The organism is Lysinibacillus louembei (assembly GCF_033880585.1).
GTDB lineage: Bacteria > Bacillota > Bacilli > Bacillales_A > Planococcaceae > Metasolibacillus > Metasolibacillus louembei.
This window is the reverse complement of the sequence record NZ_CP137624.1, coordinates 1,978,342-1,999,515: the sequence shown is the minus strand read 5'-3', so window position 1 is coordinate 1,999,515 and position 21,174 is coordinate 1,978,342. Positions and strand designations below refer to the sequence as shown.

At 40.2% G+C, this 21,174-nt stretch carries 22 protein-coding genes and 1 tRNA gene; 2 read left to right on the top strand and 21 right to left on the bottom strand.

Going from position 1 to position 21,174, the window contains the following annotated elements; translation table 11 throughout:
• The 8 genes from R6U77_RS09925 to R6U77_RS09890 all read right to left on the bottom strand — a co-directional run bounded on the left by R6U77_RS09925 (position 1) and on the right by R6U77_RS09890 (position 8,461).
• The gene (locus R6U77_RS09925) at positions 1 to 483 is read right to left on the bottom strand and encodes an HIT family protein (protein ID WP_319835525.1); all 483 of its coding nucleotides are present in this window, start codon (positions 481 to 483) and stop codon (positions 1 to 3) included.
• 487 nt (positions 484 to 970) lie between these two features.
• A complete protein-coding gene (gene eno / locus R6U77_RS09920; protein WP_293928280.1) occupies positions 971 to 2,263 on the bottom strand; it encodes a phosphopyruvate hydratase in 1,293 nt (430 codons plus the stop codon).
• Positions 2,264 to 2,288: 25 nt separating this feature from the next.
• Positions 2,289 to 3,827, bottom strand: a complete 1,539-nt coding sequence (gpmI, locus tag R6U77_RS09915; protein ID WP_319835524.1) for a 2,3-bisphosphoglycerate-independent phosphoglycerate mutase — start codon at positions 3,825 to 3,827, stop codon at positions 2,289 to 2,291.
• The gene (tpiA, locus tag R6U77_RS09910) at positions 3,820 to 4,581 is read right to left on the bottom strand and encodes a triose-phosphate isomerase (RefSeq protein ID WP_319835523.1); all 762 of its coding nucleotides are present in this window, start codon (positions 4,579 to 4,581) and stop codon (positions 3,820 to 3,822) included. Before tpiA ends, gpmI begins: the two co-directional genes overlap by 8 nt.
• A 70-nt stretch (positions 4,582 to 4,651) precedes the next feature.
• Positions 4,652 to 5,836: a phosphoglycerate kinase gene (locus R6U77_RS09905; protein ID WP_319835522.1), complete on the bottom strand. Its 1,185-nt coding sequence runs from the start codon at positions 5,834 to 5,836 to the stop codon at positions 4,652 to 4,654.
• Between the two features lie 147 nt (positions 5,837 to 5,983).
• Positions 5,984 to 6,997 (bottom strand): type I glyceraldehyde-3-phosphate dehydrogenase, encoded by a 1,014-nt coding sequence (gene gap / locus R6U77_RS09900; RefSeq protein WP_293928290.1) that lies wholly within the window; start codon positions 6,995 to 6,997, stop codon positions 5,984 to 5,986.
• Between the two features lie 44 nt (positions 6,998 to 7,041).
• A complete protein-coding gene (locus R6U77_RS09895) occupies positions 7,042 to 8,073 on the bottom strand; it encodes a sugar-binding transcriptional regulator (protein WP_293928292.1) in 1,032 nt (343 codons plus the stop codon).
• A 154-nt stretch (positions 8,074 to 8,227) separates the two neighbouring features.
• Complete coding sequence (locus tag R6U77_RS09890) at positions 8,228 to 8,461, bottom strand: glutaredoxin family protein (protein ID WP_319835521.1); 234 nt, start codon at positions 8,459 to 8,461, stop codon at positions 8,228 to 8,230.
• A gap of 78 nt (positions 8,462 to 8,539) precedes the next feature.
• On the opposite strand from R6U77_RS09890, the gene R6U77_RS09885 reads away from it, so the two are divergent.
• Positions 8,540 to 9,157: a spore coat protein gene (locus tag R6U77_RS09885; RefSeq protein WP_293928296.1), complete on the top strand. Its 618-nt coding sequence runs from the start codon at positions 8,540 to 8,542 to the stop codon at positions 9,155 to 9,157.
• Between the two features lie 188 nt (positions 9,158 to 9,345).
• Here the strand turns inward: R6U77_RS09885 and clpP are convergent, their stop codons facing one another.
• Positions 9,346 to 9,936 (bottom strand): ATP-dependent Clp endopeptidase proteolytic subunit ClpP, encoded by a 591-nt coding sequence (gene clpP, locus R6U77_RS09880; RefSeq protein ID WP_293928298.1) that lies wholly within the window; start codon positions 9,934 to 9,936, stop codon positions 9,346 to 9,348.
• Positions 9,937 to 10,164: 228 nt separating this feature from the next.
• Here clpP and R6U77_RS09875 point away from each other — a divergent pair.
• Positions 10,165 to 10,239: transfer RNA gene (locus R6U77_RS09875), tRNA-Arg, on the top strand.
• A gap of 373 nt (positions 10,240 to 10,612) precedes the next feature.
• On the opposite strand, the gene R6U77_RS09870 is transcribed toward R6U77_RS09875, so the two are convergent.
• The 12 genes from R6U77_RS09870 to hisD form a co-directional block, all read right to left on the bottom strand.
• On the bottom strand, positions 10,613 to 10,870 hold the full coding sequence (locus R6U77_RS09870) for an HPr family phosphocarrier protein (protein ID WP_293926367.1): 258 nt from the start codon (positions 10,868 to 10,870) through the stop codon (positions 10,613 to 10,615).
• A gap of 93 nt (positions 10,871 to 10,963) precedes the next feature.
• A complete protein-coding gene (gene whiA / locus R6U77_RS09865; protein WP_293926370.1) occupies positions 10,964 to 11,905 on the bottom strand; it encodes a DNA-binding protein WhiA in 942 nt (313 codons plus the stop codon).
• Between the two features lie 47 nt (positions 11,906 to 11,952).
• Positions 11,953 to 12,930 carry a gluconeogenesis factor YvcK family protein gene (locus R6U77_RS09860; RefSeq protein ID WP_293926373.1) on the bottom strand — a complete coding sequence of 326 codons (978 nt, stop codon included), beginning with the start codon at positions 12,928 to 12,930 and terminating at the stop codon, positions 11,953 to 11,955.
• A gap of 4 nt (positions 12,931 to 12,934) precedes the next feature.
• The gene (rapZ, locus tag R6U77_RS09855) at positions 12,935 to 13,816 is read right to left on the bottom strand and encodes an RNase adapter RapZ (protein WP_319835520.1); all 882 of its coding nucleotides are present in this window, start codon (positions 13,814 to 13,816) and stop codon (positions 12,935 to 12,937) included.
• Positions 13,817 to 13,840: 24 nt separating this feature from the next.
• Entirely contained in the window at positions 13,841 to 14,305 is a 465-nt protein-coding gene (locus tag R6U77_RS09850) for an NUDIX hydrolase (RefSeq protein WP_319835519.1), read from the bottom strand.
• A 187-nt stretch (positions 14,306 to 14,492) separates the two neighbouring features.
• On the bottom strand, positions 14,493 to 15,437 hold the full coding sequence (trxB, locus tag R6U77_RS09845; RefSeq protein WP_319835518.1) for a thioredoxin-disulfide reductase: 945 nt from the start codon (positions 15,435 to 15,437) through the stop codon (positions 14,493 to 14,495).
• Between the two features lie 74 nt (positions 15,438 to 15,511).
• Positions 15,512 to 17,032 carry a tetratricopeptide repeat protein gene (locus R6U77_RS09840; RefSeq protein WP_319835517.1) on the bottom strand — a complete coding sequence of 507 codons (1,521 nt, stop codon included), beginning with the start codon at positions 17,030 to 17,032 and terminating at the stop codon, positions 15,512 to 15,514.
• A gap of 306 nt (positions 17,033 to 17,338) precedes the next feature.
• Positions 17,339 to 17,953 (bottom strand): bifunctional phosphoribosyl-AMP cyclohydrolase/phosphoribosyl-ATP diphosphatase HisIE, encoded by a 615-nt coding sequence (hisIE, locus tag R6U77_RS09835; protein ID WP_319835516.1) that lies wholly within the window; start codon positions 17,951 to 17,953, stop codon positions 17,339 to 17,341.
• A complete protein-coding gene (gene hisF, locus R6U77_RS09830; RefSeq protein WP_293926390.1) occupies positions 17,950 to 18,702 on the bottom strand; it encodes an imidazole glycerol phosphate synthase subunit HisF in 753 nt (250 codons plus the stop codon). The genes hisIE and hisF overlap by 4 nt, the downstream gene beginning before the upstream one ends.
• On the bottom strand, positions 18,702 to 19,304 hold the full coding sequence (gene hisH, locus R6U77_RS09825) for an imidazole glycerol phosphate synthase subunit HisH (protein ID WP_319835515.1): 603 nt from the start codon (positions 19,302 to 19,304) through the stop codon (positions 18,702 to 18,704). The genes hisF and hisH overlap by 1 nt, the downstream gene beginning before the upstream one ends.
• Positions 19,301 to 19,891: an imidazoleglycerol-phosphate dehydratase HisB gene (hisB, locus tag R6U77_RS09820; RefSeq protein ID WP_319838328.1), complete on the bottom strand. Its 591-nt coding sequence runs from the start codon at positions 19,889 to 19,891 to the stop codon at positions 19,301 to 19,303. The genes hisH and hisB overlap by 4 nt, the downstream gene beginning before the upstream one ends.
• Complete coding sequence (gene hisD, locus R6U77_RS09815) at positions 19,892 to 21,172, bottom strand: histidinol dehydrogenase (protein ID WP_319838327.1); 1,281 nt, start codon at positions 21,170 to 21,172, stop codon at positions 19,892 to 19,894.
• Positions 21,173 to 21,174 lie beyond the last annotated feature (2 nt).

Genomic DNA, 21,174 nt, shown 5'->3' with positions numbered 1-21,174 from the left:
TTAATTTAACTCTTTTGTTAGCTGCTGAATCGCCTCCATCACTGTATTGATATTTCCCTCACTATTCATATGGTTTCTAGCATGCAACAAAACAGGTCTTACAGATTCTACCGAGCGCCCAAATTGATACATCCAGTCATAGCGTGGGACTAGCCAAGTATGAAAATGATGTGTTGTATCCTCATTGTAAAAATAATAGACATGCTCTATCCCTAAAATCTTTCTTTGGGCAGCTCTAATTTTTGATAAAATTGCAATATAATCTAGCTTTTCTTCCTCTGTTAATTCATCAAAGCATTTAATATGGCGTTTAGAGGCTAATATCATTAATCCCTTGATTGGGTATGCCACATCTTGATGTGCATGAAAATGCTCCGTTTCAATGACAGTGCCTCCATCTGGCTCCATGACTCCACTTGTTAATGCACAGCTCAAACATTCTACTTCAACTGTTTTACCATTTGATAATGTGATTCTTCGCATTCGTACGCTCCTTTTAAAAATAAATGATAGGATTGGCGGGTTCTCTGATTTATTTGCGATTTCTCTGATATATTTGCGACTTTCCTGATTTATTTGCGGCTTTCTCGATTTATTTGCGACTTTCTCGATTTATTTGCGATTTCTCTGATATATTTGCGACTTTCCCGATTTATTTGCGACTTCTCGGATATATTTGCGACTTTCCCATTTTATTTGCAGCTTCTCGGATATATTTGCGATTTCTCTGATATATTTGCGGCTTTCCCATTTTATTTGCGGCTTCTCAGATATATTTGCGGGTTCTCGAATATATTTGCGATTTCTCTGATATATTTGCGGCTTTCCCATTTTATTTGCGGCTTCTCAGATATATTTGCGCCTTTCCCATTTTATTTGCGCCTTCTCAGATATATTTGCGAATCCTCTGATTTATTTGCGGCTTCACAAAAAAGAGGCTGCCGAGGAAATTCCCAGCAGCCTTTTCATCTTATTTTAAGTTATAGAATGTTTTTAAGCCTAAATATTGTGCAGTTGCATCTAATTGGTCTTCGATGCGTAGTAATTGGTTGTACTTAGCTACGCGGTCTGTACGAGATGGAGCACCTGTTTTAATTTGGCCAGCGTTTGTTGCAACAGCGATGTCTGCAATTGTTGCGTCCTCTGATTCACCAGAACGGTGTGAGATTACGGCAGTGTAGCCTGCGCGCTTCGCCATTTCGATTGCGTCGAACGTTTCTGTTAACGTACCGATTTGGTTTACTTTGATTAAAATTGAGTTGCCTACGCCTTCTTCAATACCGCGAGAAAGCTTCGTTGTGTTCGTTACGAATAAATCATCGCCTACTAATTGTACGCGGTTACCGATACGCTCTGTTAATAATTTGTGACCAGCCCAGTCGTTTTCGTCTAAGCCATCCTCGATTGAGATGATTGGGTATTTCGATGTTAATTCTTCGTACCAGTCAACCATTTCTTCAGACGTTTTCACAACGCCTTCACCATCTAAATGATATTTGCCATCTTCTTTATTGAATAGCTCTGAAGATGCTACGTCCATTGCTAAACGTACTTCTTCACCTGGCTTGTAGCCAGCTTTTTCGATTGCTTCTAAAATTACTGTAATTGCTTCTTCGTTTGAGCCTAAGTTTGGTGCGAAACCACCTTCGTCACCTACAGCAGTGTTTAAGCCTTTGTCTTTTAATACCGCTTTTAAGCTATGGAAGATTTCAGCACCGATGCGTAAGGCATGTGTGAAAGATTCTGCGCCTACAGGCATAACCATGAATTCTTGGATATCCACGTTGTTATCTGCGTGTGCCCCACCATTTAAGATGTTCATCATCGGTACTGGTAATTGCTTCGCATTGAAGCCGCCTAAGTATTGGTATAATGGCATATCTAAATAGTTCGCTGCTGCGTGTGCAACTGCCATTGATACACCTAAAATTGCGTTAGCACCTAATTTGCCTTTGTTTTCTGTGCCGTCAAGCTCGATTAATGCTTGGTCTACAACTACTTGGTCTAATACAGAGAAATTATCCTCTAATGCTTCTGCAATAATTGTATTAACGTTTTCAACTGCTTTTAATACACCTTTACCTAAGTAGCGTGATTTGTCACCATCGCGTAATTCAACTGCTTCATATTCACCAGTTGATGCGCCTGATGGCACGATAGCGCGACCAAATGCACCTGATTCTGTAAATACTTCTACCTCTACTGTTGGGTTACCGCGTGAATCTAATACTTCGCGAGCATAAACTTGTGTAATAAATGGCATGTTACATTCTCCTTTTTCGTTAAGCTTATTTTGTTGTCATAATTAATGACTTACCTGTCATTTCAGCTGGTTGCTCCACTTCAAGCAGTGCAAGCATCGTTGGTGCAAGATCTGCTAAAATGCCATCTTGCTCTAATACTGCATCGCGTTGTGTCACAATTACTGGGACAGGATTTGTTGTATGGGCTGTCATCGGTAAATCGTCGAGTGTAATGACCTCATCTGAATTACCATGGTCAGCCGTAATAATTGCTGCGCCACCTTTTGCAAGGATTGCATCAACTATTTTTCCTAAGCATTCATCCACTGCTTCAATCGCCTTAATCGTTGGCTCTAGCATACCGCTATGTCCAACCATATCAGGGTTTGCAAAGTTTAATAGGATCGCATCAAAGCGCTCTGCTTCAATTGCCTCGAGCAGTGCATCCGTTACTTCATATGCGCTCATTTCTGGCTGTAAATCATATGTTGCAACTTTTGGAGAGGCAATTAAAATGCGCTCTTCCCCAGCAAACTTTTCTTCGCGCCCACCGCTCATGAAAAATGTCACATGTGGATATTTTTCTGTTTCGGCAATACGAAGCTGCCTTAAACCGTTTGCAGCGATGACTTCCCCTACAGTATTGACTAAATTATCATTTTCATAAGCAACAACTGCATTCACTTCGTCACTATAATGTGTAAATGATACAAATAGCGCATTTTCAGGATGCTTCTCTGAAAGTGTAAAGCCGTCAAATGTTGGGTTTGTAAATATTTTTGATAACTGAATTGCACGGTCTGGTCGGAAGTTAAAGAAAATAACCGCATCATTCGTATCAACCGTCGCAGTTGGTTGCCCTTCCTTCGTGATCACGAAGGGTACAACAAACTCATCCACTACTTCACGCGTATAAGAAGATGAAATACCCTCTTTTGCCGTTGCTGCTGTTTGACCGATACCATCAACTAACGCTTTGTAGGATAGCTCGACACGATCCCAGCGCTTGTCGCGGTCCATTGCATAGTAACGACCATGAATTGTAGCAAACTTACCGACACCGATTGCTTCCATTTGCTTTTCTGTTTCTTCAACATATTCTATTGCTGTCGTTGGTCCAACGTCGCGTCCATCTAAAAAGCCGTGTACATATACATCTTCCACACCATTTGCTTTTGCTAGCTTTAATAAGGCAAATAGATGCTCATAATGGCTATGTACGCCACCATCAGATAACAGCCCCATTAAATGCAGCTTTGAACCATGTTTTTTCACATGCTCTACCGCTTGTAAAAACGCTTCGTTACGGAAAAAATCTCCTTCACGAATCGACTTATTAATGCGTGTTAAGCTTTGGTAGACGATGCGTCCTGCACCAATATTCAAATGCCCAACTTCTGAATTACCCATTTGCCCGTCTGGTAGTCCTACTGCCTCACCGCTAGCTGTTAACGTTGTGTGAGGGTAGACATTCCAATAACGGTCAAAGTTTGGCTTGTTCGCTTGCGCCACTGCGTTTCCTTTGACTTCATCACGCAATGCAAAGCCATCTAAAATAATTAATGCTACTGGCTTTTTAGGCATTTGCCCCCGCCTCCAATAATTTTAAATATGATTCTGGCTGTAAGCTTGCACCGCCAACTAATGCGCCATCAATATGCTCTTTTGATAATAGTTCAACGATATTTTCTGGTTTTACAGAGCCGCCATATTGAATGCGCACCGCTTCTGCTACCTCGCTACCATATAGCTCATTCACTACTGCGCGAATCGCGCCACATGTTTCGTTAGCGTCATCAGCAGTCGCTGTTTTGCCTGTGCCGATTGCCCAAATTGGCTCATAGGCGATAACCATATGTGTTACTTCTTCACCTGTGAAGCCTTCTAGCGCAGCACGTATTTGACCTGATACTTTCGCTGTCGTTTGACCAGCTTCACGCTCTTCTAATGTTTCGCCACAGCAAATAATTGGCACAATATCATGATTTAAAGCTGCACGTACCTTTTTATTTACCGCCTCATCCGTTTCATTAAACATTTCACGGCGCTCTGAGTGGCCTAACACCACATAATCCACACCTACGCTTGCTAGCTGTGATGGGCTTACTTCACCTGTAAATGCCCCCTCATTTTCAAAGTGCATATTTTGTGCACCGATTGCTAGCTCTGAATCAGCTTGAATTTGTACAAGGATTGGTAAATAAAGTGCTGGTGCACAAATGACTGCATCTACTTTATCATTTGCTGGAATTTTATCTTGCACTGCTTCTACAAACTCTACAGCCTCATCAAATGTTTTATACATTTTCCAGTTTCCTGCAATAATTGGTTTACGCATGTTTTTGCCTCCAATGATTATTTGTCTCATAAGCACTGACTATGAAGTTTTTAGCTTAACAATCAGCCACTCACTTATCGTTTAATGCTATAATGCCTGGTAGCTCCTTGCCTTCCATTAGCTCTAAGCTTGCGCCGCCACCTGTTGAGATATGACTCATTTTGCTTGCTACTTCGAACTTTTCAACCGCTGCTGCTGAATCGCCGCCACCGATAATCGTGTAGCCTTCTGTTGCTGCCATTGCATCCGCAACTGTTTTCGTACCGTTTGCGAATTTCTCCATTTCGAATACGCCCATCGGCCCGTTCCAAATAATAAGCTTGGACTTTGCAATAACATCAGCATAGTTAGCTGCTGTTTTCGGTCCAATATCAAGACCCATCCAGTCTGCTGGAATTGCGTCAATGTCTACTACTTGTGTCGCAGCATCCTTTGAAAATTCATCTGCGATGACAGCGTCAACAGGCATATGTAATTGCACGCCTTTTTCCTTCGCTTTGTCGATAAAGCTTTTTGCTAGCTCGATTTTATCTTCCTCTAATAAAGAGTTACCAACATCGTGCCCTAAAGCTTTAACAAATGTATATGATAAGCCGCCACCGATAATTAAGTGGTCTACTTTTTCTAATAAGTTTTCGATTACGCCAATTTTATCTTTTACTTTTGCGCCACCAATAATGGCTGTGAATGGACGCTCAGGATTTGATAAAGCTTTTCCTAGAACATCTAATTCCTTTTGCATTAAGAAGCCTGATACAGCCGGGATGAACTTTGCAACGCCCTCCGTTGTTGCATGTGCACGATGCGCTGCGCCAAATGCGTCATTTACATAAACATCCGCTAATTTTGCAAAGCTTTCTGCTAGTGCTGGGTCATTTTTCTCCTCGCCTTTATGGAAGCGAACATTTTCTAATAATACGATATCGCCATCCTGCATTGCTGCAATCGCTGCTTCTACCGCTTCACCAATTGATTCATCCAATTTCGTTACAGGGCGCTCGATTAATTCAGCTAAGCGTGTTCCTACTGCTGTTAGACGCATTTCTTCATTTACTTCACCTTTAGGACGACCTAAATGGGACGCTAAAATTACCTTTGCCCCTGCGTCAACTAAATATTGAATCGTTGGCAATGCTGCACGAATGCGTGTGTCATCTGTAATATGCCCCTCTTCCATTGGCACATTGAAGTCTACACGTACAAATACGCGCTTCCCTTTGACATCGATATCCTTCATCGTCTTTTTATTTAACATAAAAAAGCTCCCTTCAACATTATTGGTCACGCTGTTTGGCGCGCTTAGTTTTATAGTAGCAAAAGTCACATCTAATGTCTTGCCATTTCTAATAAAAATGGAGCAAGGGAAAAATCCCTTCCTCCATTCCCTTTTAGTCAGGCTATATTATTTGTTGAAGCCTTTGCTTGCTACATATAATGCAAGGTCTAATAAACGTGCAGAGTAGCCGCTTTCGTTATCGTACCATGAAATAACTTTTACTAATTTGTTTTCTAGTACCATAGTAGAAAGTCCATCGATTGTTGAAGAGCTTACGTTACCATTGTAATCAGATGATACTAATGGTAGCTCGTTGTAATCTAAAATACCTTTTAGATCGCCTTCTGCTGCTTCTTTTAATGCCGCATTTACTTCTTCAACTGTTACATCTTTTTTCAATGTTGCAACTAAGTCTACACATGATACGTTTGGTGTTGGTACACGCATAGAGAAGCCATCTAATTTACCTTTTAATTGAGGTAATACTTTTGATACGGCTACTGCTGCACCTGTAGTTGTTGGGATCATTGATAACGCACCAGCACGTGCACGACGTAAGTCTGCATGTGGTAAGTCAAGAATGCGTTGGTCATTTGTATAAGAGTGGATTGTTGTCATTAAGCCGCGCTCGATACCAAATTTTTCATCTAACACTTTTGCTAATGGTGCAAGACAGTTTGTTGTACAAGAAGCATTTGATAATACATCATCTGTTTCTGGATTGTAGTCTTCATGGTTTACACCCATTACGTATGTTGGCACATCACCTTTTGCTGGCGCTGAAAGAATCGCTTTTTTCGCACCTGCTTGTAAGTGATAGCTTAATTTTTCTTTATTGTTGAAAATACCTGTACACTCAAGAACGATATCTACACCTAACTCGCCCCATGGTAATTGCGTTGGGTCTTTTTCTGCATATACTTTAATTTCTTTACCGTTCACAGTGAAAGAATTTTCGCCTGCTTGCACATCAGCATCATAGATACCGTGTACTGAGTCATACTTTAATAAGTGTGCAAGTTGACCTGCATCTGTTAAGTCGTTAATTGCAACTACTTCTACTTCACTATTATTCATTGCTTCACGAAATACTTTGCGTCCAATACGTCCGAATCCGTTAATTGCTAATTTTACTGTCATTTGAAATTCCTCCAAAATTTTATTTATAAGAGCGTTGTTGCTCGTTATAGATTTTTTAAAATTGCATTTGCTGCACTTTCATCCGTAATAAAAATTGTATTTTTTACTGGATTTTTAAAATAAGCTTGTACTGATTTTGCCTTGCTCGCACCAGCCGCAATGGCGATAATACAATCGCTTTGCTGAACTTGCTCTAACTGAATGCCAATTGTACGAATATGATGAACAATTTGACCTTGCTCATCAAAATAGTAACCAAATGCTTCAGCTATTGCGCCTTTTTCACGCAATAATCGCTTATCATCCTCACTGCTTTGCCTGCGATCTGCCATTTCCATCGCTTCACCAATACCGTGGATAACAATATTAATATTGTCATAAAGCTCAATCATTTCTTTCACAATTGGCTCATCCTTCATGGCGCTATATGCTTGCTCGCTTAAATGCTCTGGTAAAAATAACGTGCGATATGTTGCATGGCATTGCTCAGCAAATTGCGCTACGAGCGTATTTGCCTGCATTGTTATTTCATCACCTATACCGCCACGAGCTGCAATAAATTGTGCATGTTGCAAAGCTTTATGAGGCTGTAAATACGCTCCAATTGAACCAACTGACGTACCGCCAGTAACCGCTATTTTGCAGTTTGGCTTTGCGTTTTGCATAATAACTGACGCTGCTTCTTTTCCGATTAAGGAGTATGTGCTCACATCTTGCTCAATGTCGCCATGTACGATAATGACTTTGTTAATATTGAGCGCAGCCTTTAACTGCTGCTCTTTTTTAGAAATACCTGTAAGTTCATGAAACAATGTTTTTAATTGCTCTAAAACGGTATACCCAAATTCTGTGCAAACCATGCCTTTTGCTTGAATATGGATCAATTGCTGATCGCTTAAAACTTGTGTCTCCTTGCGAACATCACGCTCTGTTAGCTGTAAAATATCAGCTAAAGCTCTTCTTCCGATGGGGCTTTGCAATGCGATTGTTTGCAATAAGCGATAGCGCTTTTTAAGCAACTCATCCATTTCTGGTAGAAGCTTGCGCTGTACTTCATATATAGAGTTACTGTTCAACAACATCACCTTCTACAAAAGTATGGACGTTTTTTGTCCCGCACTTTAAAAATTGTCCCACTAGAGGTAAAAAAAATTCACTTCCTATATCTATTATATACACGTATATAAATTTTGGCAATTCTTTTGTCTAAAAACTTTAAAGCACTACTTACTATTGCAGTGCTTCAAGCAATGTTGCATAATCCAGTATACCGTATTGTATAACTTCCTCATTATAAGTAACAACTGGAATCATCAGCATATACTTTTCATGCAATGCATCATCTTCCTCTATATTGATTATATTTATATCAAATGAACAATCCTCTTGTACAAGCTTCAACGTTAGCAAGCCTTCTTCGCATAAATGGCAATAAGGTCTTGAATAAAAATTAATGATTTTCATGAACATCCCTCCATGTATAAAATAACATAAATTAGCCAACCTATAAAATGTACGACATTTTGATAGGAGGAAAAATAAATGACAGGCGATTTCCAACAAGAGCAACAACAGCAATCAATGGGACCACTTTCTACAAATCATGGCGGACATGAGCTTTTTGATGTACATGAGGTGCTAAGTGCAGCAATTGGCGGCTTAAATCAATTTGTGTTGTTACGTGACCATGTACAGGACCCAGAGTTACTGTCCATTATGGACAAACAATATGCATTTATGCTTGATGAATACAATATTACAGTCGAAGCATATAAAACAGGTCATGATCCACAGCATCCTACTCGCACATACAATATGCAAACAGGTAACGATTTCAAATACGGTCTCACACCTAGTGAGCCGAAAAAGCCAATGCAAATGGCGAGCGAGCTAGATGATGCAATTATTGCAGGATGCATTTTAGGTGCACATAAAGTTAGCGCTACAGGCAAAACAACAGCAGCACTTGAAACGTGTAACCCTGTATTGCGTCGCGTGCTACAAGATTCCATCAAAAACTGTATTGAGATGGCTTACGAAATCTCCATTTACCAAAACAAAAAAGGCAACTATCAGGTGCCACAATTAGCGCCAGCCGATATGCAGGCAATGCTCAATATGTATGGGCAGGGGCAAATGGCGAAAAACATGCCGAACTAAAAAACAAGCATCCCTCATATGGGGGATGCTCTTTTTTACTATATCAGCGACTTTCCCTAACTTATCTGCGATTTTTCTTAAGTTATCTGCGGAATTCACTGAAATATCTGCGAATTTTTATAGTTTATCTGCGATTCCCCAAAAAAGCTGCCTGAAAACGCGTTTTCAGGCAGCTTTTTATATACATATTATTTTACTTGATTGCGATCAATAATTTCATCGATTAAGCCGTATGCTTTTGCTTGCTCAGCTGTCATGAAGTTATCGCGGTCTGTGTCGCGAGAAATTGTTGCATAATCTTGACCAGTTTTTTCAGCCATGATTGTATTTAATTTTTCACGTAAGTGTAAAATGCGTTTTGCAGCAATTTCGATTTCAGTTGCTTGCCCTTGTGCGCCACCAAGTGGTTGGTGAATCATCACTTCAGCATTCGGTAAAGCAAAGCGTTTGCCTGGCTCACCAGCTGTTAATAAAAAGGCACCCATTGATGCAGCCATGCCGATACAAATTGTTTGCACTTTTGGCTTAATGAAGTTCATTGTATCGTAAATTGCCATGCCAGCCGTAATGGAACCACCAGGAGAGTTGATGTATAAGGAAATATCCTTATCTGGGTCCTCTGCCTCTAAAAATAATAGCTGTGCTACGATAGAGTTCGCTACATTGTCATCAATTGCGCTCCCTAATAAAATGATGCGATCTTTTAGCAAGCGTGAATAAATATCATAAGCACGCTCACCTCGGTTTGTTTGTTCAATAACTGTAGGAATTAAATTCATTGAAAAATCCTCCTTTATAAAAGGTAAATTCATATACTAAATTGTTGAAAAGTTAAGCTTCTTCAACTGTATCCTTATCATACACATTATAGTCAAGAAAGGTCAAATATAAACTCTACAAATTTATGTTGAAATATTCGTCTGACATTTGTATAATGGGAAAGTCGTTAATTTTTGCACATACGACAATTTTATCACCATTCAGAGCTTTGCACAATTTTTGCACTTGTCCTCGTGGTGTAATGGATAACACTGAAGATTCCGGTTCTTCCGCTGGGGGTTCGATTCCCTCCGAGGGCGCCATTTTACTGTTTCAATATAATATTTTGTATAGCAAGACCTGATTTATGAGCAATTAGTTTTAGCAGCCTAATTGACTCATAAGAGGGAGTCCATGGATAAAGGCGAAATCACACTGTACCGATGGAGCCTTATCCACCTCTCTTTAAACTTACATATGATTGACTTTTTTAATTCATGACAACTAGCATTTGAATAGAAATGAGCAAGCAATAAAGGTTTATCGGTTTTAATTAAAGAAAGCTGCCAGAAAAGCTATGACTTTTCTGGCAGCTATTTTATTTCTTCAAAAAATTTTATATTTTGCTAATTCATCCTCAACAAATTGAATTTCTTCGCGTGAGGCTTCTCTGCATTGATACATCGCTTTTCCCTCTTAGTCTTCCTGTTCAATAAATTGCGTCAATGTAGCAACAGCTTTTTCAGCATCGTCGCCAGCAGCAATTAAAGTCAGCTGTGTGCCTCTAGCAATTGCTAAGCTCATGACGCCCATAATGGATTTTGCATTTACTTTTTTATTATCCTTTTGTAAAAAAATATCGGATTTATAGCGATTTGCTTGCTGTACAAAAAGCGCCGCCTGTCTCGCCTGCAATCCTGATTTCAATTTAACTTCTACTTGGTTTTCAATCATCTACGTTTCTCCCTTTCCTATACCGTTCATCTATCTAGCTTTATCTTACCGAATTAATAGAAAAAGGACAATGTATTCGTTTTCACAATTATTTTATATTTTTTCACCACGGCGAAGCGCTTCAGCAATTTCATCAATTTTGCGCAGGCGGTGGTTAACACCCGATTTGCTGACAACGCCTGTTGATACCATTTCACCAAGCTCCTTCAATGTTACATCTTGATATTCTACACGTAGGCGTGCAATTTCGCGCAGCTTTTCGGGTAGCTGGTCCAATCCGATAGCATTATCAATATAGCGTATATTTTCAACTTGGCGCAACGCTGCTCCAATCGTTTTATTCAAATTCGCCGTTTCACAGTTTACAATGCGGTTTACACTGTTCCTCATATCTCTCACAATGCGCACATCTTCAAATTTTAGCATTGCCTGATGTGCTCCTACTAAGCTTAAAAAATCTGAAATTTTCTCCGCTTCTTTTAAATACGTCACAAAGCCTTTTTTCCGTTCAATCGTTTTAGCATTTAGCTGGAATGTATTCATCAAGCTGGCGAGTGCTTCACCATGCTCTTTATATAACGAATAAATTTCTAAATGATAGGACGATGTTTCTGGATTATTGACAGAGCCCCCTGCTAAAAAGGCTCCACGTAAATAGGCTCTTTTATGGCTATTTTTTTGTACAAGGGATTCAGAGATGTCATGATTAAATTGAAATTCATCTGAAATAATTTGCAAATCTGTTAACAATTCACGTGCACCTTCACGTACGCGACAAATATATACATTATTTTTCTTTAAGCGCATCTTTTTACGCACAAGTAGTTCAACATTATATGGGTAAAGCTTTTTGACGATTGTATAAAGTCGTCTGGCAATTGCTGCATTTTCCGTTTGAATATCTAAGCTAAGCTGACGATTTGTAAATGATAAAGAGCCATTCATGCGAATTAATGCAGAAACCTCCGCCTTTAAGCTCTCATCATCAGCCTCGACCTGTGTTAGCTCTTTTTTTGTTTCTGATGCAAACGACATCGGTAGTTCCCCCTTTCTTCGTTGCGGTTCGTACTTTTATAGCCAAACTACATTTTCTTTTTTCTTTGTTTTTGTTCGCTGTATTCTTCTAGCCATTGCGCTACATTCGTTGCATGATGGCGCACCGTATTATTTTTAATGCGGGCGATTTCCTTTTGAATCACTTCAATACCCATTTGCTCAATGCGTTCCACATCTACTTCCACAGGCTCTGCACATTCGGCCTGATAACTATCAATCACTTCTTGTGGCATCGCAAAATTATTAACAAGTGCTTTTTGAATAAATGGTGCTTTCATGTGTGCATGGATCGCTTCAATATGGTCTGCTGCACTATAATTTAGCGTTTCACCCTTTTGCGTCATCAAATTGCAAATATATATTTTCTCCGCCTTTGAGCGAATAACGGCGGTGCCTAATTCTTCTACTAACAAATTCGGGATAATGCTCGTATATAAGCTTCCTGGGCCAATTAAAATATAGTCTGCACTATGTATCGCACGAATTGCTGCTGGCAATGGTGTTACATCTTGAGGCGATAAAAATACGCGCTTTACTGCTGCCTCTGCATGTGGAATGCGCGATTCGCCTTCAATATATGTTCCATCTACTAGCTCGGCATGCAATGTTATTTTTTTATTAGAAGCAGGTAATACTTTGCCATGTACATTTAATACTTTGCTCATTTCTGCGATAGCATGGCTAAAGTCACCTGTAATATCCGTCAATGCTGTTAGCATTAAATTCCCTAATGAATGTCCACTTAAATCCTCCGAATGAGCGAAACGATATTGAAACATTTGTTCAACGAGCGGCTCCACATCAGAAAGTGCAGCAATGACATTACGTATATCGCCTGGTGGCGGAATATCGTAATCATCGCGAAGGCGCCCTGAAGACCCGCCATCATCGGCTACCGTTACGATAGCTGTAATATCGAAGGGCTTCTTTTTTAGCCCTCGTATAACGGTAGAAAGCCCTGTGCCCCCACCGATGACTACGATTTTTTTATTGTGTTTTTCCATCTCATCAAGCCTTTCTATGTTTAATATCTCGATGTGTCACGACAGTATGCTCTATTTGGTTAAGCAGCTTTCCGAAATATTCAGCTAATGTCACAGAGCGATGCTGCCCACCTGTACAACCAAAGGCTATGACGAGCTGTGATTTCCCCTCTTTTTTATAAAGAGGCACCATAAATTGAAGTAAATCTGTTAGTTTGCTAATTAACTGCTGTGTTTCCTCTGTTGCTAAAACATAAGAGGAAACTTCTGTTTGCAAGCCTGTCTTTTGACGTAGCTCCTCCACATAATATGGATTTTTCAAAAAGCGTACATCAAAAACTAAATCTGCATCGATTGGCATACCATGCTTAAAGCCAAAGGACATAACGTTCACTGAAAAAATTGGCTTATTTGAATGTGCAAATTTGCTCGTAATCATTTCGCGTAGCTCTCTAGGCTTCAGCTTGGATGTATTAATAACAGTTTTTGCCTGGCTTTTAATTTCCGCAAGCAATTGGCGCTCTAATTTAATGCCATCTAGCAATAAGCCTGCTGGCGCTAAAGGGTGTGAGCGACGTGTTTCTTTATAGCGTCTCACTAAGGTTTCATCATCAGCATCTAAAAATAAAATATTTCCTTGAGTCTCCTCTTGATTTGCCAGCTCCTTTAACACCTCTGGTACCGACTCAAAAAATTGATGTCCGCGCAAGTCCATCACAACAGCAATGCGTGAAATTTTCCGCTCTGAATCACGCATTAAGGCTAAAAATGTCGTAAGTAGCTCTGGCGGGATATTATCGACACAATAAAAACCTAAATCCTCAAAGCTTTGCACTGCCACCGTCTTTCCAGCACCTGACATTCCTGAAATAATTACTAGCTCTTGTGCATATACTTGATTTTCCATAATCGATAGTTCTCCCTTCACTTATTATTCCTGTGAATTTTGTATTGTTTCTTTTAAAAGCTCAAATTGCTCTGTATATTCAAAAGTACCATATTGCATCCCTTGTTGTGATGCAACAAACAATAAATTTGTTCGATCCCCTTCAGCCATTGGTAAATGGTGTAATTGCTCAATATCAAACCAACCAAGCACACCTTCCTTTGTTTCCTGATAAGGAACACCTGCAATACCATGTGCGACAAATGTATAAAGCATCCACTCATTGACGATTTCTTGGTCTCGCTTAATAACCATCGTATAAACACCTTTTAAATGAACATTTTGCGGCGTTGTATTTGTCTCTTCTTGAAATTCGCGAATTGCTGCATCATAAATGGATTCACCGCTCTCCATTTTTCCACCTGGTGCTACATACCAACCGCGCCTCGGCTTTTGTAATAATAATATTTTTCCATCCTGTATTGCTAATAAATTGGCGATTCTTTGCATATTTCTCACCTCTAATTGAATTGCTATTTTTCATTATACATTGCTTGCGACATTTTAAGCACAAAAAAGAGGTTGCTTCTGCAAATAAGCAGAAACAACCTAAAAAATTTCAAAAAGGGAGATTCACTAATACATTTAGTATACCCTTTTATTGTTGCAAGAAAGTTACAGCATTATTAAAGTTCAATTAAAGATTATGCTTTTCCTTTAATTCTTCAACAAAATGCTGTGCGGATTGTGCAGCAATACTGCCATCACCAGTCGCTGTTACGATTTGACGTAGCATTTTATCACGCACATCTCCAGCTGCAAAAATACCTGGTACAGCTGTCTCCATCTTTTCATTCGTTACAACATAGCCTGCTTCGTTTAAAATATTTAAATGTGCAAAAGGTGCAGTTAGTGGAACCATTCCTACATAAACGAATACACCGTCTGTTTTTACTTCTGTTTCTGTGCCATCAACTGTAGATATTAATGTTACACTACCTACTTTACCGTTCTCTTCATTCACTTCTTTTACTGTTGCATTCCAAATGAAATCTACTTTTTCATTGGCAAATGCGCGATCTTGAAGAATTTTTTGTGCACGCAGTTTATCGCGACGGTGAACAATCGTTACTTTATCTGCAAAGCGTGTTAAATAGACGCCTTCTTCAACAGCAGAGTCTCCTCCACCGACAACGATTAAATTCTTTTGTTTAAAGAATGCTCCATCACATACCGCACAATAGCTTACACCGCGACCGCCAAGCTCTTGTTCGCCTGGCACGCCCATCTTTTTATATTCTGCACCTGTTGAAATAATAATGGCGCGTGTTTTATATTCTTTTTTACCAGAAATAATCGTTTTATATTGTTCTCCGTCAATGATTTCTGATACATCACCATAAGCGTATTCAGCACCGAATTTTTTTGCATGCTCAAACATTTTTGTCGATAATTCCGGGCCTAAAATATGATCAAAGCCTGGATAGTTTTCAACCTCTTCTGTATTTGCCATTTGACCGCCTGGAATACCGCGCTCAATCATCAGCGTAGCTAAATTGGCACGAGATGCATAAACCGCAGCCGTCATACCTGCTGGACCGGCACCAATAATTACTACATCGTAAATTTTTTCCTCTGTCATAAAAAATCCTCCTTAAAGCTCAACTACACTGCCCTCATCGTATACAATTCAAAAGCTAGTTTCAAATAAAATGCCTATTCAGCCTCTGTTGGTACGAATGTTAATAACTCATTCATATACTTTGTTAATGTTGCTACACCTACACAATAATTTTCAGCACATTGCTTTTTTGTTATATTTTCGCCAAGTGCCGATTGCAGCATATAATCAATCGCCGCTGCAATCGCTACAGGATTTTTAAAGGCATAATTTGCACGTAAGGCAATTTCTCCAATGGAAAACCATAGCTGTAATGCTGAAGCCGCTGTAAAGCTTAAGTCACCATATACAGCAAACAATTTTTCAGCTACTTGTAGAAAACGAACAAAGCTCTTTTCAGATGCTGTTTCCATTTGAAATTCATGCCCAAGTGCGTAAGCTAAGCAAAGCTTTTCTACTTCATTATATTGCTCAATATCAATCCATTTAGGATGTGCAACAATTTCCTGCTTATGTGGTGAATGCTTTAGCATAAAAAAGCCAAATAAACGGTCTGATGTGTAACTGCTATTAATTTTCTCAATAATTAATTCACGATTTTTTTCTAATGAATGCTCCTCTGTAGCAAGCGATTGCGTATGCCACGGCTCTAGCCCTTCCTTTGAAGGGTCTAAAGCAAGCAATGCTTGCCATGCAGCTTTTGCTATATCCTCCTGCTTCGAAAAATATGCAGACTGTGCTAGCCAATAATAAAAGCCTGGATCACCTTCATATCCTCGTTTATGCATGGAACGTAGCCATTTATAAGCCGTTTCATACTCGCCAATTAACGCTAATGTAGCCCCAAGCTTATAGCGATTTTCCCACTCATAAGGCTGAATTTTTTTCAATAATGCCATCAGCCCTTTAAGCTCCTCCTCTTGTCGCTCGTAATAAGCAAAAACAGCTAAATTACAGAGCGCATGGAGGTTGCCATGATTTTCTCGCAAAACATGCTTTAATAAGGCGTGTGCCTGCTCCGCTTCACCAATATAAAAGTAAGCAAGCGATAAATTATTATAAGCTGGCCATGCATCAGGAAATTTTTCGATTAACTGCTCTAGCACCTCAATCGCTTTTTGAAAATCCCCCTGCTCCATAAAGCGGCGTGCCTTCTCCTGCCCGATTAATTTTTCCGCATCCTGCTCATCGACATCCTCTGCAATGTTTTCCTCATATTCTACGAAATCTAAAATTTCATATGCATCAAGCGCATATATACCATCTGGCTCCTGCGCTAAATATTGCTCCGCATATTTTTTAGCATCGCGCATTAAGCCTAAACAGCCTGAAACATCCGCTAGCAAAAAAACAATTTCTGAATTGCTTGGCTCTAAGCTATATGCCGTATGAATCAATTCATATGCATGCTCATAGTTTTGAGCCTCTATTTCTAATAGTCCATACTGTGTTAGCACTCTTACATCATCTGGACTTAATTCTTCTGCGCGCTTTAAATATTTATAAGCTTTATCAATTTGCTCCTTTTCAAGTGCCTTTATTGCTTTCTCGTAATAATAATCACCTGTCGGTAAAAAGGAGACAATCTTTTCTTTTTGGTGTTCTTTATTTTCCAACAATATTTCCTCCGAAACAAGAATAGAGGGCTGCCTGAAAAGATAGCATCTTTTTAGACAGCCTTAACCTATATACTAAATATTTGCATTCGTCGCAAAGGGCACGTCTCAAAATGACTTTTCAGACGCGCCCTTTGCCAACAGCCTAAATACATTTGACAGTCCTATATAACTTCATATTATTATAGCACAAACAATGCATTAGTCATGCGAACATACTTAAAAAATTCCTCAACACACTTTAATTTTAAATTAATATATAAAAAACTATAGGAAAAGCATGTAACAACACACCTTTCCTATAGCTTATTTTTTCTGATGCCTTTCCTCTAACACCTTTAATACTTCGTAAATGTCGACCTTTTGCTCCTGCAATAAAACGAGCAAATGATACATTAAATCGGCTGCTTCCCATTTTACTTCCTCCGCATCACGATTTTTTGCACCGATGACGACTTCCATCGCTTCCTCACCGATTTTTTTACCGATTTTATCGATGCCTTTATCGAATAAATACGTTGTATAGGCGCCTTCTGGCATTTGTTGCTCTCGCTCTTTAATTAACTCGCTTAATTTCGATAGAATGCTGACAGAGCCAACATCCTCATTGTGTACAAGCTGCTCTGTAAAGCAAGAGGTTGTACCGTTATGGCATGCTGGACCTGCTGGCAATACTTCGACAACTAAAGCATCGCGGTCGCAGTCTGTCGTAATGGCAACGACTTGCTGTGTGTTACCGCTCGTTGCCCCTTTATGCCATAATTCATTACGAGAGCGTGAAAAGAACCATGTTTCATTTGTTTCCATTGTTTTCGCTAAAGATTCCTCATTCATATAAGCAACTGTCAATACTTCCTTCGTTTTTGCATCTTGCACAACAGCCGTTATTAAACCTTGTTCATTAAATTTCACATCTATCATCGCACACAAACTCCTTTATCACGTAAATACGCTTTAATCGCTGTTACGCTCGTTTCTTTATAGTGGAAAATGGAAGCAGCTAGTGCAGCATCTGCGTCTTGTAACACCTCGGCAAAATGCTCAGCATTCCCTGCTCCTCCACTTGCAATAACAGGCACTGTTACCGCATCGCGAATCGCCTTTGTTAAGGCAACATCAAAGCCTGATTTTTCCCCATCTCGATCCATGCTCGTTAATAAAATTTCACCAGCACCTAAACGTACTGCCTCCTGTGCCCAGTCAATTGCTTGCCAAGCTGTTTTATTGCGACCCCCATGCGTATAGACCATCCATGTGCCATCCTCCTCACAAAAATGGGCATCAATCGCCACAACGATACATTGTGAGCCGAAATAATCAGCACCTTCTTGAATTAGCTTTGGTCGCTCCAATGCGGAAGTATTAATCGATACTTTATCCGCACCTGCTCGCAATATGCGCTTCATATCGTCCAATGTGCGAATGCCACCGCCAACTGTAAACGGAATCGCTAACGTCGCTGCTGTTTGCCGGACAACATCCTCCATCGTTGCACGCCCTTCCACAGAGGCTGAAATATCTAAAAAAACAAGCTCATCGGCACCTTGCTCGTCATAAAATGTTGCAAGCTCTACAGGATCACCCGCATCGCGTAATGACTCAAACTGAATCCCTTTGACAACGCGTCCATCCTTAACGTCTAAGCACGGAATAATACGTTTCGTTAACATTACTTCACACCTTCCAGCCACTGCTTTAATAACGATAAGCCAAATTGACCTGATTTCTCAGGGTGGAATTGCATACCTGTAAAATTATTTTTCGCTACAATTCCTGGTACTTGCACACCTTCATAATCTGCAAATGCGACAAGCTCCTCCCGCTTTAAGTCGCTTGCAAAAAAGGAATGCACAAAATAAACGAAGCGCTCATCCTGTAATGCTAGTAACCAAGTTGGTATTTGTGCAAACTGCAAATTATTCCAGCCCATATGTGGAATGCGTGGTATATTCGTAAACTTTGTAATGCGTCCCGAAAAAATGCCAAGCCCCTTTGTATAGGTCACTTCATCGCTTTCTTCAAATAAAAGCTGCATACCAAGGCAAATGCCAAGTAGCGGCTTTGTTGTTGACTGAATATATGAAGCAAGCTCTGCGTCATACAGCCGCTTCATCGCATCTGGAAATGCACCAACCCCTGGTAAAATAAGGGCATCCATTGCATTTAGCTGCTCTCGCTCTGCTGTGACAACAACCTCCGTATCTAAACGCTTTAACGCTTGCTCCACGCTAAATAAGTTGCCCATGCCATAATCAATGATACCTATTTTCACGTTAACAGCCCCTTCGTTGACGGCACACCTTTTACGCGTGGATCAATTTGCACTGCATCATCAAGCGCTCTCGCTAATGCCTTGAAAATCGCCTCGATAATATGATGTGTATTATGTCCATACGGCACGATGACATGGATATTCATACGCGCCTCTAATGCAAACTTCCATAAAAATTCATGCACTAGCTCCGTATCGAATGTGCCTACTTTTTCTGTTAATGTCGGTGTAACACGATATTCTAAATGCGGGCGGTTTGAGCAATCTACAACAACTTGTGCTAAGGCATCATCCATTGGTACAAAAGCATTGCCATAGCGCCTAATGCCTTTTTTATCGCCTAATGCTTCACGCACTACTTGCCCTAAAACGATACCAATATCCTCTGTTGTATGGTGTGCATCAATATGCGTATCGCCATCTGCGGTAATTTTGCCATCAAATAAACCATGCTTAATAAATAAGTCGAGCATATGGTCCATAAAAGGTACGCCTGTCTTAATTTGTGCCTGCCCTTCTCCGTCCAAATTTAGCTCTACTGCAATTTTCGTTTCATTTGTGTTGCGTTCTATTTTCGCGTATCGCATCTATACCTCTCCTTTTTTCCAGCCACGTGCCTCAACCGCTCTAGCATGCCCTTCTAAGCCTTCTAATCTCGCTAAACGCGCGATTTTCGGCGCATTTTGTTGCCATGTTTTCTCACTATAATAAACAACGCTTGTGCGCTTAATAAAATCATCTACATTCAAGCCGCTCGCAAAGCGGGCTGTGCTATTTGTTGGCAAGACATGATTTGTCCCTGCAAAATAATCACCGACAGGCTCTGAGCTGTGACGCCCGATAAAAATAGCACCCGCATGCGTAATTTTTTGTGCATCTGCCTCTGCATCGACCGTTATAATTTCTAAATGCTCAGGTGCTAAAGAATTCACTGCGGCAATCGCCATTTCCATCGTTTCAGCTACATAAATTTGACCGAAGCGCTCAATCGCTTGTCGTGCAATCGCTTCTCTTGGTAATGTTGCAAGCTGACGTTCTACTTCTTCTGCTACTTCCTCTGCCAGCGATTGGCATGTCGTAATTAAAATTGCACATGCCAATGCATCATGCTCTGCTTGTGATAATAGGTCAGCCGCCACTTCATCTGCATAGGCTGTTTCATCTGCTAAAATGGCAATCTCACTTGGCCCTGCAATCATATCGATTGCCACTTCGCCAAACACTTCACGCTTTGCTAATGCCACATAAATATTGCCTGGCCCTGTAATTTTATCAACAGGGGCAATTGTTTCAGTACCATAAGCTAATGCAGCAATCGCCTGCGCACCACCAATTTTATATATTTCCGTTACCCCTAAAATATGTGCTGCAACAAGCACTGCGTCTGGCAATTTACCATTTTTACTAGCAGGGGATGTAATAACAATGCGCTTTACTCCCGCAACTTGTGCTGGAATAACATTCATTAAGACCGATGATGGGTAGGCTGCTGACCCTCCTGGTACATATAGTCCTACTGCATCTAACGGGATAATGCGCTGTGCTAAATAGGAGCCATCTGCTAAAGGTAACTTATAACCTGTGCGATGTTGCTGTTCATGATAAAGGCGAATATTTGCTGCTGCTTCCGTTAAATCCTGCAACAACACTTGGTCAAAGTTAGCAACGGCTTCCTCTATTTCTTCCTGTAAAACACGGAAATCAGTCAAGCTGACACCATCCCATTTTTCGCTATATGTACGAATCGCCATATCGCCTTGTGCCTTGACGTTTGCAAGCACCTCACGCACGACAGCTAGTTGCTGTTCATTGCCCCCCTCTAATGGGCGCTTTAATGAAATATTGTTTGTTAATGTTGTAATTTGCATAT